This window comes from Streptomyces sp. NPDC085944, assembly GCF_040686295.1.
In the GTDB taxonomy this organism is placed as follows: Bacteria; Actinomycetota; Actinomycetes; order Streptomycetales; family Streptomycetaceae; genus Streptomyces; species Streptomyces salinarius.
The window spans coordinates 283078-297270 of the sequence record NZ_JBFBJX010000006.1 but is presented as its reverse complement, the minus strand read 5'-3'; the positions used below and the strand labels follow the sequence as shown (position 1 = coordinate 297270).

Below are 14193 nucleotides of genomic sequence, written 5' to 3'. Positions count from 1 at the left end.
GGCTGCATGTCAGAGGGGCGGAGATGGACGAGGTCTTCAAGGCACTGGCCGACGGCAGCCGGCGACGGCTGCTGGACAGCCTGAACGCGCGCAACGGGCAGAGCCTGCGCGAGCTGTGCGCCGGGCTCGACATGGCCCGGCAGTCGGTCAGCAAGCACCTGGCGGTGCTGGAGGCGGCCGGCCTGGTCACCACCGTGCGGCGGGGCCGGGAGAAGCTGCACTACCTCAACGCCGAACCGATCAACGCCATCGCCGAACGCTGGATCAGCCGCTACGACCGCGAGCGGGTGCACGCACTCGCCGACCTCAAGCAAGCGCTGGAGGACACCGCCATGGACAGCAACGCGTTCGTGTACACGACCTACATCAGGGCCACGCCGGAGAAGGTGTGGCAGGGGCTCACCGACCCGGCCTTCACCCGCCGCTACTGGGGGCTGGAGTTCGGCACCGACTGGGCGACCGGGTCGCCCGTGGTGTGGCGGGAGCGGGGGGCCGAGACCGCCCACCCCGAGCAGGTCGTCCTGGAGTCCGACCCGCCCCGCCGGCTGTCGTACACCTGGCACACCTTCACGCCGCAGTGGGCGGCGGCCAACGGGATCGACGACGAGACCCTCGCCAGGCTCTCCGCCGAGCGGCGTTCGAAGGTCGCCTTCGACATCGAGGACCTCGGCGGCGGCTCGGTGAAGCTGACCGTCCTCCACGACGGGTTCGAGCCCGGCAGCGCCGTCCGCGAGATGATCCAGCACGGCTGGCCGGCCCTGCTGTCCAGCCTCAAGACGCTGCTGGAGACCGGGGAGGCGCTGCCGGAACCTCGCTGAGCCGGTCGTCGGTCAGCGGCTCAGGGCCGTCACCTCGCGCATGTACGACAGCTTCTCCGGGTTGCGCACCGCGTAGAGACCCTTGATGCGCCCGGCCTCCATGCGGACCGCGACCACGGTGTCGAGTTCGCCGTCGAGCCTGACGACCAGGGACGGGTGCCCGTTGACCTGGGCCGGGTCCATCCGCATCTCCATGTCCAGCTTGACCAGGCCGCCGAGCACGAGGCGGGCCACCTTGTCGGCACCCACGACGGGCCGCAGCACCGCCTGCTTGATGCCGCCGCCGTCGCCGAGGAGGACGACGTCCGGGGAGAGGATGTCGAGCAGACCTTGCAGGTCGCCCGTCTCGACGGCCCGCTGGAACGCCACGAGCGCCTGGCGGGACTCCGCCGCCGTGACCTCCCCGCGCGGGCGGCGGGCCGCCACGTGCGCCCGGGCGCGGTGCGCGATCTGCCGGACGGCGGCCGGGCTCTTCTCCACCGCCTCGGCGATCTCGTCGTAGCCGAGGTCGAACACCTCGCGCAGGACGAACACCGCCCGCTCGATGGGCGCAAGCGTCTCCAGGACCAGCATCATCGCCATCGACACGCTGTCGGCCAGCTCCACGTCCTCGGCCACGTCGGGCGTGGTGAGCAGCGGCTCGGGCAGCCAGGAACCCACGTAGGACTCCTTGCGGCGGCCGAGCGTGCGCAGCCGGTTCAGGGACTGGCGGGTGGTGATGCGGACCAGGTACGCGCGCCGGTCGCGCACCGCGCCGCGGTCGACGCCCGCCCACTTCAGCCAGGTCTCCTGGAGCACGTCCTCGGCGTCGGCGGCCGAGCCGAGCATCTCGTAGGCGACGGTGAAGAGCAGGTTGCGGTGGGCGACGAAGTCCTCGGTGGCCGCGTCCGCACAGCCGCGGCCGCCGGTCGCGTCGGCCTGTTCGCGTCCGTTGTCCTCGCTGGTCACCAGCTTCTCCCGTTCGTTCGGTTCCGGCGGTGTCACGCGCACAGGACACCGACCGGCGCGGTTCCGTGACACCCGTGGGGGGTGGCCCGTGTCACATCGATGGTCTGTCACGGGGTGGCGGGGCGCCGGTGTCCTGTGTGCGTCACCGAGGCACCGACACAGCGAGGACGAGATCATGGACACTCGATTCAACCTCTTCGAGAACGAGTTCGCCGGTCGGTTCGCGAAGCGGTTCGCGGGCATGGGCATGTTGATGCACGAGGCGGCACTGCCGAAGGCCACCCAGGAGCTGGTGTCGCTGCGGGCCAGCCAGATCAACGGCTGCGGCCACTGCATCGACATGCACGTCAAGGAGGCCGCGGCCGCCGGGGAGAGCGCGGTCCGGCTGCACCTGGTCGCCGCCTGGCGCGAGTCCACCGTGTTCACCGAGGCCGAGCAGGCGGCGCTGGCCCTCGCCGAGGAGGGCACCCGGCTCGCCGACGCGCACGAGGGCGTGTCCGACGAGACGTGGGCCCTGGTGCGCAAGCACTACGACGACGACCAGGTCGCCGCGCTGGTCTGCCTGGTCGCCCTGATCAACGCGGCCAACCGGCTCGCCGTGATCACGCACCAGAAGGGCGGCTCGTACGAGGCGGGGATGTTCGCGACGGCCGTGGCGGACTGACCTCGCGCAGGACGGTTTCGGGCGGCACCCAGGAGCGGATTGCCCGGGTGCCGCCCGTTTCCCTGCACACGCCCCTTCCCCGGTCACGATTCGGCATCGGCGCCACCCCGCCCCTTGAATCCGCTCGTGTAATCGTTTCCAATCCTCCGTGTAATCGATTCCACGAGGAGGTGGAACGACGATGGCGAGCATCAAGGACGTCGCCGCCGAGGCAGGCGTCTCCGTCGCCACGGTCTCGCGGGCGCTCAACGGCCACCCGTCCGTCAGCCCCGCCGCCCGCGCCCGCGTGCTGGCCGCCGTCGAGACGCTGGGCTACCGCCCCAACGCCGTCGCCCGGTCGCTGCGCACCGACCAGACCCGCACCCTCGGCCTGGTCATCAGCGACGTGATGAACCCGTACTTCACCGAACTGGCCCGCTCCGTAGAGGAGGAGGCCCGCGCGCTCGGCTACAGCGTCATCATCGGCAACGCCGACGAACGCCCCGACCTCCAGGACCACCACGTCACCACGCTGCTCGACCGGCGGATCGACGGACTGCTCGTCTCCCCCACCGACGGCGGCTCCCCGCGCATGCTGGACGCCGCGCGGGCCGGGGCGCCGATGGTCTTCGTCGACCGGTGGATCCCCGGCGTGGACGTGCCCGTCGTCAGGTCGGACGGGCGGGCGGCCGTACGGGACCTCGTCGCGCATCTGCACGGGCTCGGGCACCGCCGGCTCGCGATCATCGCGGGGCCCGCCGCCACGACCACCGGACGCGAGCGCGTCGACGCCTTCCGCGAGGCGCTCGCCGCCCACGGGCTTCCCCTCCCCGACGCCTACATCGGCCAGGGCGACTTCCGGGCCGGCAGCGGACGCCGGGTCACCGAGGGCTTCCTCGACCTGCCCGAGCCGCCGGAGGTCGTCTTCGCCGCCGACAACCTGATGGCGCTCGGCGCGCTGGACGCCGTACGCGCGCGCGGGCTGCGGGTCCCCGAGGACATCGGGCTCGCCGCGTTCGACGACATCCCGTGGTTCGTGCACACCGATCCGCCGGTCACCGCGATCGCCCAGCCGACCCGGGAGCTCGGAAGGGCCGCCGTACGCGCGCTCGTCGAGCGGATCGCGGGGCGGGCCGGTGAGTCCGTCGCCCTGCCGGCGCGGCTCGTCGTGCGCCGCTCGTGCGGCGAGCCGGACGGCGCCACCCCCCACCAGTCCCCCTCCCCCGTACGAAGGAGTACGCCGTGAGCAGCCGCAGTCCGGACGAGTTGCTGCGCATCGAGGGCATCCGCAAGACCTTCCCCGGCGTGGTCGCGCTCGACAGCGTCGACTTCGACCTGCGCCGGGGCGAGGTGCACGTGCTCCTCGGTGAGAACGGCGCGGGCAAGAGCACGCTCATCAAGATGCTCTCCGGCGCCTACACGCCCGACGCCGGGCGGATCCTGGCCGCTGGCGAGGAGGTGCGCATCCACGGTGCGCAGGACTCCGAGCGCCTCGGAATCGCCACGATCTACCAGGAGTTCAACCTCGTCCCCGATCTGACGGTGGCCGAGAACATCTTCCTGGGGCGCCAGCCGCGCCGGCTCGGCATGATCGACCGGAAGAGGATGAACGCCGACGCAGAGGTGCTGCTGGAGCGGGTCGGGGTCAAGGTGTCCCCCCGCGCGCGAGTGCGTGAACTCGGCATCGCCCGGCTCCAGATGGTCGAGATCGCCAAGGCGCTCAGCCTGGACGCGCGCGTGCTCGTCATGGACGAGCCGACCGCCGTGCTGACCTCCGAGGAGGTCGAGAAGCTCTTCGCCATCGTGCGGCGGCTGCGCGAGGACGGCGTCGGGATCGTCTTCATCACCCACCACCTGGAGGAGATCGCCGCCCTCGGCGACCGCGTCACCGTCATCCGGGACGGCCGGAGCGTCGGGCAGGTGCCCGCCTCCACCCCACAGGACGAGCTGGTCCGGCTCATGGTCGGCCGGTCCATCGAGCAGCAGTACCCGCGCGAGCGCACCGACGCCGGGGAGCCCCTGCTCAAGGTGGAGGGGCTCACCCGGGACGGCGTCTTCCACGACGTCGGCTTCGAGGTGCGGGCCGGTGAGGTCGTCGGTATCGCGGGGCTGGTCGGGGCCGGGCGCACCGAGGTCGTGCGGGCGGTGTTCGGCGCCGACCCGTACGACGCCGGGTCCGTGCACGTCGCGGGTGTGCCGCTGCGCCGCCACGACGTGAACGCCGCCATGGCCGCCGGGATCGGGCTCGTGCCCGAGGACCGCAAGGGGCAGGGGCTGGTGCTCGACGCGTCCGTCGAGGAGAACCTCGGGCTCGTGACGCTGCGCTCCGGCGCCCGCGCCGGACTCGTCGACCTCAAGGGGCAGCACGCGGCGGCCGAGCGGATCGCCGGGCAGCTCGGCGTGCGGATGGCCGGGCTCGGGCAGCACGTGCGCACGCTGTCCGGCGGCAACCAGCAGAAGGTCGTCATCGGCAAGTGGCTGCTGGCCGACACCAAGGTGCTGATCCTCGACGAGCCGACGCGCGGCATCGACGTCGGCGCCAAGGTCGAGATCTACCAGCTCGTCAACGAACTGACGGCCGCGGGCGCCGCCGTACTGATGATCTCCAGCGATCTGCCGGAGGTCCTCGGCATGAGCGACCGCGTGGTCGTCATGGCACAGGGGCGCGTCGCGGGCGAACTCCCCGCCGAACAGGCCACCCAGGACGCCGTGATGGCGCTCGCGGTGAGCACGCACACCACCATAACGGACGGAACGGAGGCCTCCCGTGGCCACTGACACGCTCAAGAGCAAGCCGGGCGCGCGGGGCGGCGCCACGGGCGGCCTGCGCCGCCTGCTGCTCGACAACGGCGCGCTGACCGCGCTGATCGTCCTCGTCATCGCCATGTCGGCGCTGTCCGGGGACTTCCTGACCGCCGACAACCTCCTCAACGTCGGTGTGCAGGCCGCCGTGACCGCGATCCTCGCGTTCGGCGTCACCTTCGTCATCGTCTCGGCGGGCATCGACCTGTCGGTCGGCTCGGTCGCCGCGCTGTCGGCCACCGTGCTGGCCTGGAGCGCCACCGAGGCCGGGATGCCGGTCGCCCTCGCCGTGCTGCTGTCCGTGCTGACGGGCATCGCGTGCGGCCTGGTCAACGGCTTCCTCATCTCGTACGGCAAGCTGCCGCCGTTCATCGCGACGCTCGCCATGCTGTCGGTGGGACGCGGTCTGTCGCTGGTCGTCTCGCAGGGTTCGCCAATCGCCTTCCCGGACTCGGTCTCGCACCTCGGCGACACCCTCGGCGGGTGGCTGCCCGTGCCCGTCCTCGTGATGATCGTGATGGGCCTGATCACGGCGTTCGTCCTCGGCCGGACCTACATCGGCCGGTCCATGTACGCCATCGGCGGCAACGAGGAGGCCGCGCGGCTGTCGGGGCTGCGGGTGAAGCGGCAGAAGCTCGCCATCTACGCCTTCTCCGGCCTGTTCGCCGCCGCCGCGGGCATCGTGCTCGCCTCCCGGCTGGCCTCCGCGCAGCCGCAGGCCGCGCAGGGCTACGAGCTGGACGCCATCGCCGCCGTCGTCATCGGCGGCGCCTCGCTCGCGGGCGGCACCGGCAAGGCGTCGGGGACGCTGATCGGCGCGCTGATCCTCGCGGTGCTGCGCAACGGCCTCAACCTGCTGTCCGTCTCCGCGTTCTGGCAGCAGGTCGTCATCGGTGTCGTCATCGCGCTGGCGGTGCTCTTCGACACGCTGCGCCGCAAGGCGGGCGCGACCACTGCGGCCGCCGGTTCCTCCGGCGGCGGCGACCGGGGCAAGCAGGCGCTGACGTATGTGATCGCCGCCGTCGTGGCCGTCGCCGTGGTCGGCGCGACCTCGCTGCTGCACAACGGTTCCTCGGAAGGCAAGGCCCAGAAGATAGGGCTGTCGCTGTCCACGCTCAACAACCCGTTCTTCGTGCAGATCAGGAACGGCGCCGAGGAGGAGGCGAAGAAGCTGGGCGTGGACCTGACGGTCACGGACGCCCAGAACGACGCCTCCCGGCAGGCCAACCAGCTGCAGAACTTCGTCAGCGGCAGCCTGTCCGCGATCGTCGTCAACCCGGTGGACTCCGACGCGGCCGGCCCCTCGGTGCGCGCGGCGAACAAGGACGACATCCCCGTCGTCGCCGTGGACCGCGGCGTCAACAAGGCCGAGACGTCGGCGCTGGTCGCCTCCGACAACGTCGAGGGCGGCAAGCTGGGCGCCAAGGCGCTCGCCGAGAAGCTCGGCGGCAAGGGCACCATCGTCATCCTCCAGGGCCAGGCCGGCACCTCCGCCAGCCGGGAGCGCGGGGCGGGCTTCGCGGCCGGGCTGAAGGAGTACCCGGGCATCGAGGTCGTCGCCAAGCAGCCCGCGGACTTCGACCGCACCAAGGGCCTGGACGTGATGACCAACCTGCTCCAGGCGCACCCCGACGTCGACGGCGTCTTCGCGGAGAACGACGAGATGGCGCTGGGCGCGATCAAGGCACTGGGTTCCAAGGCCGGGAAGTCCGTGCAGGTCGTCGGGTTCGACGGCACGCCGGACGGGCTGAAGGCGGTCGAGGCGGGCACGTTGTACGCGTCGGTCGCGCAGCAGCCGAAGGAACTGGGCAGGATCGCCGTACAGAACGCGCTGCGGGCTGCCGAGGACAAGAAGGTGGAGCAGACGGTGAAGGTGCCCGTGAAGGTCGTCACCAAGGAGAACGTGGCCGGCTTCGAGGGCTGAGACCGGCCCTCGGGACCCGGCGGAATCCAGCGGGAATCACTCGAATCGGAGAACGACTGATGTACGACTACGACCTGCTGGTCGTCGGGTCGGCCAACGCCGACCTGGTGATCGGTGTCGAGCGGCGGCCGGGGGCCGGCGAGACGGTGCTCGGCTCCGACCTGGCCGTCCACCCGGGCGGCAAGGGCGGCAACCAGGCCGTCGCCGCTGCCCGGCTCGGCGCCCGTACGGCCCTGCTGGCCCGCGTCGGCGACGACGACTACGGCCGGCTGCTGCTGGACTCGCAGCGGGCGGCCGGCGTCGACACGGTCGGCGTGCTGGTGGGCGGCGCCCCGACCGGCGTCGCGCTGATCACCGTCGACCCGTCCGGGGACAACAGCATCGTGGTCTCGCCGGGCGCGAACGGCCGCCTGGCGCCCGGGGACGTACGCGCGGCGGCCAGTCTCTTCCACGCCTCCCGGGTGGTCTCCACGCAGTTGGAGATCCCGCTGGAGACGGTGGTGGAGGTGGTCCGCTCGCTCGCGCCGGACAGCCGGTTCGTGCTGAACCCGTCGCCGCCGCGGCCGCTTCCGCAGGAGGTGCTGGCGGCGTGCGACCCGCTGATCGTCAACGAGCACGAGGCGAAGGTCATCCTCGGCGACGCCCTGGTCGGCGAGCGTCCCGAGGACTGGGCCCGCATCCTGCTGGCCAAGGGGCCGCGTTCCGTGGTCGTGACCCTGGGCGCCGAGGGTGCGCTGGTCGCGTCGGCGACCGGAGACGTGGTCCGGGTGCCGTCCGTGAAGGTGGACGCCGTGGACACCACGGGCGCCGGCGACGCGTTCACGGCGGCACTGGCCTGGCGGCTCGGCAGGGGCGAGTCGCTCGCCGACGCGGCGGCCTACGCGGCCCGGGTCGGCGCGGCGGCGGTCACGAAGCCGGGCGCGCAGGAGTCGTACCCGACGGCCGCGGAGGCCGAGGCGCTGTGAGGAAGGCGGGGATACTCAACCGGCACCTGGCGGGCGCCCTCGCCGAACTCGGCCACGGGGACGGTGTCCTGGTGTGCGACGCGGGCATGCCCGTTCCGGACCGGCCGCGCGTCGTCGACCTGGCCTTCCGGGCCGGGGTGCCGGCCTTCGCCGAGGTGCTGGAGGGTCTGCTGGCCGAGCTGGTCGTCGAGGGCGCGACGGCGGCGGCGGAGGTCCGGGAGGCGAACGCCGAGTGCGCCGCGCTGCTGGACGGCCTCTTCCCGGCGCTCGAACTCGTCCCGCACGAGCGGCTGAAGGAGCTGTCGGCGGGCGCGCGGCTCGTCGTGCGCACCGGGGAGGCCCGGCCGTACGCCAACGTGCTGCTGCGGTGCGGCGTCTTCTTCTGAGGACACCTCGGAGAACGCCCGAGAACTTCGAGGGGGCCCGGTCGACGACCGGGCCCCCTCGGGTTTCCCCTCCCCTTCAGAACCCCGGGATCCCCCCGGGTACCCCCACGGGAGTTCTGATGCCAAGTACGACCCGCGCGAGGGCGGAAGGGTTGCACGGGTCGCCGGGACTATTTTGCGGGCGTCCCGTCCCCGGTGTGCGCGGCGAAGCGGGCGGCCGTCTCGGCGAGCACCTCCCGGCCGTCCCGCGCCCACAGCCCCTCGTTGAACAGCTCGACCTCGATCGGGCCGCTGTATCCGGCCGCCTCGACGTACGACTTCCACTCCCGCATGTCGATGGCGCCGTCGCCGATCTGGCCGCGGCCGTTGAGGACGCCCTCCGGAAGAGGGGTGGTCCAGTCGGCGAGCTGGAAGGTGTGGATGCGGCCGCCCGCGCCGGCCCGGGCGATCTGCGCCGGGGCCCGGTCGTCCCACCAGATGTGGTACGTGTCGACGGTGACGCCGACCTGGTGGGCCGGGAAGCGTTCGGCGAGGTCCAGGGCCTGGGTGAGGGTGGAGACCACGCAGCGGTCGGCGGCGTACATCGGGTGGAGCGGCTCGATGGCGAGGCGTACGCCGTGCTGTTCGGCGTACGGCGCCAGCTCGGAGAGGGCTTCCGCGATGCGTTCGCGGGCCGCGTTCAGGTCCTTGGCTCCGGCGGGGAGGCCGCCGGAGACCAGGACCAGGGTGTCGGTGCCGAGGGTGGCGGCCTCGTCGACGGCGCGGCGGTTGTCGGCCAGGGCCTTCGCGCGCTCGTCCGGGTCGGTCGCGGTGAGGAAGCCGCCGCGGCACAGGGTGGTGACGGTGAGGCCCGCGTCGCGGACCAGCTTGGCGGCCGCCTCGACGCCGTAGGCCTGGACCGGCTCGCGCCACAGGCCGACGTTGCCGATGCCCAGGTCACCGCAGGCGGCGGTGAGTTCGGGCAGCGAGAGCTGCTTGACCGTCATCTGGTTGATGCTGAAGCGGGTCAGGCCGGGATCGCTCACTGGTTCACTCCGTACAGGCTCAGCAGGGTGCGCATGCGATCCTGCGCGAGCTCCGGGTCCGGGAACAGGCCGAGGCCGTCGGCCAGTTCGTAGGCGCGGGCGAAGTGCGGCAGGGAGCGGGCCGACTGCAGGCCGCCGACCATCGTGAAGTGGCTCTGGTGGCCGGACAGCCAGGCCAGGAAGACCACGCCCGTCTTGTAGTAGCGGGTGGGGGCCTGGAAGAGGTGCCGGGAGAGTTCCACGGTGGGGTCCAGGAGGGCGCGGAAGCCCTCCGTGTCCCCGGTGTCGAGGACGCGGACCGCCTGTGCCGCCAGCGGGCCCAGCGGGTCGAAGATGCCGAGCAGGGCGTGGCTGAAGCCCTGGTCGTCGCCGGCGATCAGCTCGGGGTAGTTGAAGTCGTCGCCGGTGTAGCAGCGCACGCCCTGCGGGAGGCGGCGGCGCAGGTCGATCTCGCGCCCGGCGTCCAGGAGGGAGACCTTGATGCCGTCGACCTTGTCGGGGTGGGCGGCGATGACCTCCAGGAAGGTGTCCGTCGCCGCGTCCAGGTCGGACGAGCCCCAGTAGCCCTCCAGGGCCGGGTCGAACATCGGGCCCAGCCAGTGCAGGATCACCGGTTCGGTGGCCTGGCGCAGGAGGTGGCCGTAGACGTCCAGGTAGTCGTCCGGGCCCTGCGCGGTCGCCGCGAGGGCGCGGGAGGCCATGAGGATGGCCTGGGCGCCCGACTCCTCCACCACCGCGAGCTGTTCCTCGTAGGCCGTCCGGACCTCCGCGAGGGTGGTGGTGGCCGTCGCGGTCAGCTGGTCCGTGCCCACGCCGCAGGCGATGCGGCCGCCCGCCTGCTTCGCCTCGGCGGCGGAGCGGCGGATCAGTTCGGCAGCCGTCGCCCAGTCCAGTCCCATGCCGCGCTGGGCGGTGTCCATCGCCTCGGCGACGCCGAGCCCGTGCGCCCACAGGTGGCGGCGGAAGGCGAGGGTGGCGTCCCAGTCGACGGCGGCGGGCCCGTCGGGGGAGGTGTCCGCGAACGGGTCGGCGACGACGTGCGCGGCCGAGAAGACCGTACGGGAGGTGAAAGCGCTTCCCCCGCCGGTCCCCGGAACGGCCGGGGGTGCGGTGCGGGGTTCGTAGGCGCGCAGGGTGCCGTCGGGATTGGGGAGGTGGAGGGTCACAGGCCGATCTCCGGTACGTCGAGGCGGCGGCCCTCCGCGGAGGACTTGAGGCCCAGCTCGGCGAGCTGGACGCCGCGGGCGCCGGCCAGCAGGTCCCAGTGGTAGGGGGCGTCGGCGTAGACGTGCTTGAGGAACAGCTCCCACTGGGCCTTGAAGCCGTTGTCGAACTCGCCGTTGTCCGGGACCTCCTGCCACTGGTCGCGGAAGACCTCGGTGGCGGGGATGTCCGGGTTCCAGACCGGCTTGGGGGTGGCCGAGCGGTGCTGGACGCGGCAGTTTCGCAGGCCCGCGACGGCGGAGCCCTCGGTGCCGTCGACCTGGAACTCGACGAGTTCGTCGCGGTTGACGCGGACCGCCCAGGAGGAGTTGATCTGCGCGATGGCACCGCCGTCCAGCTCGAAGACGCCGTAGGCGGCGTCGTCGGCGGTGGCGTCGTAGGGCTTGCCCTTCTCGTCCCAGCGCTCGGGAATGTGGGTGGCGGTGAGGGCCTGGACGGACTTCACCCGGCCGAACAGCTCGTGCAGTACGTACTCCCAGTGCGGGAACATGTCGACGACGATGCCGCCGCCGTCCTCGCTGCGGTAGTTCCAGGACGGACGCTGGGCCTCCTGCCAGTCGCCCTCGAAGACCCAGTAGCCGAACTCGCCGCGCACGGAGAGGATCCGGCCGAAGAAGCCGCCGTCGATCAGGCGCTTCAGCTTGAGCAGGCCGGGGAGGAAGAGCTTGTCCTGGACGACGCCGTGCTTGATGCCCGCGTCCTGGGCGAGCCGGGCCAGCTCCAGGGCGCCGTCGAGGCCGGTGGCCGTCGGCTTCTCGGTGTAGACGTGCTTGCCCGCGGCGATCGCCTTCCTGATCGCCTCCTCGCGGGCCGAGGTCACCTGGGCGTCGAAGTAGATGTCGATGGTGTCGTCGGCGAGGACCGCGTCCAGGTCCGTGGAGACGTCGGCGAGTCCGTGCCGCTCCGCCAGCGCCTTCAGCGCGTGCTCGCGGCGGCCGACCAGGACCGGCTCCGGCCACAGCACCGTCCCGTCGCCGAGATCGAGGCCGCCCTGTTCGCGCAGCGCCAGGATGGAGCGGACCAGGTGCTGGCGGTAGCCCATGCGCCCGGTCACGCCGTTCATGGCGATACGCACCGTCTTGCGTGTCACGTCATTCCCTTCGTACGAGCCGTGCCGCGAGCCCCGGATCAAGTTCGAGCCGTACAGCAAGCGCTTTCTATGTAAGACGAAGCTAGCCTGTGAACGGTGGTCTGGACAAGACCGCGGTTCGGGTGAGTTGTTCGAGGGGGCGAACGGCGGCGGGCGGTGGCCGTAAGGTCACCCGGGACGGCGTTCGACTCACACGCGCGATGCGGAGGACGAGGACATGACGGTGACACTGGCGGACGTGGCGGCCCGCGCCCAGGTCTCCCCCGCGACGGTGTCGCGCGTACTGAACGGCAACTACCCCGTGGCCGCCTCCACCCGGGAGCGGGTGCTCAAGGCCGTCGACGAGCTGGACTACGTGCTCAACGGCCCCGCGAGCGCGCTGGCGGCGGCCACCTCCGACCTGGTGGGCATCCTCGTCAACGACATCGCCGACCCCTTCTTCGGCATCATGGCCGGCGCCGTCCAGTCCGAGATCGGCGGTCCCGGCGGCAGAGCGGGCGGCGAGAGACTCGCCGTGGTCTGCAACACCGGCGGCACCCCGGAGCGCGAGCTGACCTACCTCACGCTGCTGCAACGCCAGCGCGCGGCGGCGGTCGTGCTGACCGGCGGCGCCATGGAGGACGGGGTCCATCAGGCGGCGGTGGCGGCGAAGCTGCGCAAGCTCACGGAGGCGGGGACGCGGGTCGTGCTGTGCGGGCGGCCGCCGGCGCCGGACACCGGGGCGATCGCGCTCACCTTCGACAACCGCGGGGGCGGGCGGGAGTTGACCGAGCACCTGATCGGGCTCGGACACCGGCGGCTCGGCTACATCGCGGGCCCGGAGGAACGCACCACCACCCGGCACCGGCTGGAGGGCCACCGCGCCGCCCTCGCCGCGCACGGCATCGAGGAGGACCCGCGCTGGACGGTCCACGGCCGCTACGACCGGCAGGCCGGGTACGAGGCCACGCTGGAGCTGCTGCGCAGGGACCCGTCGCTGACCGCGGTCGTCGCCGCGAACGACACCGTCGCGCTGGGCGCGTGCGCGGCGCTGCGCGACTCGGGGCTGCGGATCCCGGACGACGTGTCCGTGGCCGGCTTCGACGACCTGCCGTTCAGCATCGACGCGGTGCCCGCGCTGACGACGGTCCGGCTGCCGCTGGCGGAGGCGGGGGCGCGGGCGGGGCGGGTCGCCATGGGGCGGGAGGACGCGCCGGTGGGCGGGATCGCGACGGTGCGGGGGGAGCTGATGGTGCGGGGGTCCTCCGGACGGCCGCGGGGGTGAAACGGACCGTCGGTGACGCGGTGGCCCGCGTTGGGGTGGCCGCCCCGGGGGGCTGCGCCCCCAGACCCCGCTTCGGCCCGGACGGCCTCGTCCTCAAACGCCGGACGGGCTGGCAATGCCGGTCGGCGTCCATATGCGGCCGGACGGGCTGGATTTTCCGGGCGGCGTCCTCATATGGCCGGACGGGCTGAGTTTCACCTGCCCGCGTCGACAGGTGAAGCCAGTGATCGCGGGTACGCTCCGTGGGCATGAAGCTGGCGTTCTCCACTCTCGGTGTTCCCGGACTGCCCCTGAACGACGTGCTGGGGCTAGCGACCGCGCACGGCTACCACGGGGTCGAGTTGCGCGCCCATCCCGAGGAACCGGTCAACCCGAGCCTCGGCCCGGACGAACGGGCCTCCGTCGCCGCGCAGTTCAGGGCCGCCGGGGTCGAGCCGCTGGGAGTGGCGGGCTACGCGCGGGTCGCCGCGCCCGGTGACGACGAGGCCGTGATCGCCGAGATGCGGGGGCTGCTCGAGCTCGCCCGCGACCTGGGCGCCCCGTACATCCGGGTCTTCCCCGGCGGCACCGCCGAGCAGAGCGCCGAGGAGGCCGACGCGGCGGCAGCGCGGCGGCTGGGTACGGCCGCCGAGTACGCCGCCGAGCTCGGCGTGCGCATCCTGCTGGAGACCCACGACTCGCACCGTACGGGCGCCGACGCGATGCGCGTCCTCGGGCTGGTGGGGCACCGGCAGGCCGGCGCCCTGTGGGACGTGATGCACACCTGGCTGGGCGGGGAGCAGCCCTCCGAGTCGTACGCGGCGCTCTCCCCGCACCTGGGCTACGTCCAGGTCAAGGACATCGCCTCCGCCGAGGACACGACGCCGCTGGCGCTGGGCGCGGGGGTGCTGCCGCTGACCGAGGTGGTGGACGTGCTGTCCCGGCACGGGTGGGACGGCTGGCTGTGCTGGGAGTACGAGAAGCGGTGGTACGAGTCGGCCGCCCCGCTGCCCGAGCTGCTGGGGCGGGGGCGCGAGCACCTCGCCCGGCTGCTCACGGACGCGGCGTGAACGAGGGCGGCCGCACCGCGCCGGACGGCCCGTGGTGTCGCCGCCGACCGCGTCT

13 protein-coding genes are annotated in these 14193 nt (G+C 72.6%); 9 read left to right on the top strand and 4 right to left on the bottom strand.

Translation table 11 applies throughout. The features are described 5' to 3' along the window. Positions 1-23 precede the first annotated feature (23 nt). Entirely contained in the window at positions 24-818 is a 795-nt protein-coding gene (locus AB0P07_RS14510; protein WP_365549896.1) for a metalloregulator ArsR/SmtB family transcription factor, read from the top strand. A gap of 12 nt (positions 819-830) precedes the next feature. On the opposite strand, the gene AB0P07_RS14505 is transcribed toward AB0P07_RS14510, so the two are convergent. Further along, positions 831-1808 (bottom strand): RNA polymerase sigma-70 factor, encoded by a 978-nt coding sequence (locus AB0P07_RS14505; protein WP_365549893.1) that lies wholly within the window; start codon positions 1806-1808, stop codon positions 831-833. Positions 1809-1941: 133 nt separating this feature from the next. On the opposite strand from AB0P07_RS14505, the gene AB0P07_RS14500 reads away from it, so the two are divergent. From AB0P07_RS14500 to rbsD, 6 genes are all read left to right on the top strand, one after another. Further along, positions 1942-2430, top strand: coding sequence for a carboxymuconolactone decarboxylase family protein (locus AB0P07_RS14500; RefSeq protein ID WP_365549890.1), 489 nt, complete (start codon positions 1942-1944; stop codon positions 2428-2430). 181 nt (positions 2431-2611) lie between these two features. Further along, positions 2612-3655, top strand: coding sequence for a LacI family DNA-binding transcriptional regulator (locus tag AB0P07_RS14495; protein WP_365549887.1), 1044 nt, complete (start codon positions 2612-2614; stop codon positions 3653-3655). Beyond that, on the top strand, positions 3652-5187 hold the full coding sequence (locus tag AB0P07_RS14490) for a sugar ABC transporter ATP-binding protein (protein WP_365549884.1): 1536 nt from the start codon (positions 3652-3654) through the stop codon (positions 5185-5187). Before AB0P07_RS14495 ends, AB0P07_RS14490 begins: the two co-directional genes overlap by 4 nt. Continuing rightward, a complete protein-coding gene (locus AB0P07_RS14485; protein WP_365549882.1) occupies positions 5177-7135 on the top strand; it encodes a substrate-binding domain-containing protein in 1959 nt (652 codons plus the stop codon). Before AB0P07_RS14490 ends, AB0P07_RS14485 begins: the two co-directional genes overlap by 11 nt. A gap of 59 nt (positions 7136-7194) precedes the next feature. Continuing rightward, complete coding sequence (locus AB0P07_RS14480) at positions 7195-8100, top strand: ribokinase (protein ID WP_365549878.1); 906 nt, start codon at positions 7195-7197, stop codon at positions 8098-8100. Beyond that, on the top strand, positions 8097-8486 hold the full coding sequence (rbsD, locus tag AB0P07_RS14475) for a D-ribose pyranase (RefSeq protein ID WP_365549875.1): 390 nt from the start codon (positions 8097-8099) through the stop codon (positions 8484-8486). Before AB0P07_RS14480 ends, rbsD begins: the two co-directional genes overlap by 4 nt. Positions 8487-8656: 170 nt before the next feature. Here the strand turns inward: rbsD and AB0P07_RS14470 are convergent, their stop codons facing one another. From AB0P07_RS14470 to AB0P07_RS14460, 3 genes are read right to left on the bottom strand one after another with little or no spacing between them, the layout of a single operon-like run. Continuing rightward, the gene (locus AB0P07_RS14470; RefSeq protein WP_365549871.1) at positions 8657-9511 is read right to left on the bottom strand and encodes a sugar phosphate isomerase/epimerase family protein; all 855 of its coding nucleotides are present in this window, start codon (positions 9509-9511) and stop codon (positions 8657-8659) included. Further along, positions 9508-10677 (bottom strand): dihydrodipicolinate synthase family protein, encoded by a 1170-nt coding sequence (locus tag AB0P07_RS14465; RefSeq protein ID WP_365549868.1) that lies wholly within the window; start codon positions 10675-10677, stop codon positions 9508-9510. Before AB0P07_RS14465 ends, AB0P07_RS14470 begins: the two co-directional genes overlap by 4 nt. Further along, the gene (locus tag AB0P07_RS14460) at positions 10674-11825 is read right to left on the bottom strand and encodes a Gfo/Idh/MocA family oxidoreductase (RefSeq protein ID WP_365549865.1); all 1152 of its coding nucleotides are present in this window, start codon (positions 11823-11825) and stop codon (positions 10674-10676) included. Before AB0P07_RS14460 ends, AB0P07_RS14465 begins: the two co-directional genes overlap by 4 nt. Before the next feature lie 217 nt (positions 11826-12042). Here AB0P07_RS14460 and AB0P07_RS14455 point away from each other — a divergent pair, with 217 nt between their 5' ends. After that, positions 12043-13089, top strand: a complete 1047-nt coding sequence (locus AB0P07_RS14455; protein ID WP_365549862.1) for a LacI family DNA-binding transcriptional regulator — start codon at positions 12043-12045, stop codon at positions 13087-13089. A gap of 248 nt (positions 13090-13337) precedes the next feature. Beyond that, positions 13338-14138: a sugar phosphate isomerase/epimerase family protein gene (locus tag AB0P07_RS14450; RefSeq protein ID WP_365549859.1), complete on the top strand. Its 801-nt coding sequence runs from the start codon at positions 13338-13340 to the stop codon at positions 14136-14138. Positions 14139-14193: the final 55 nt, after the last annotated feature.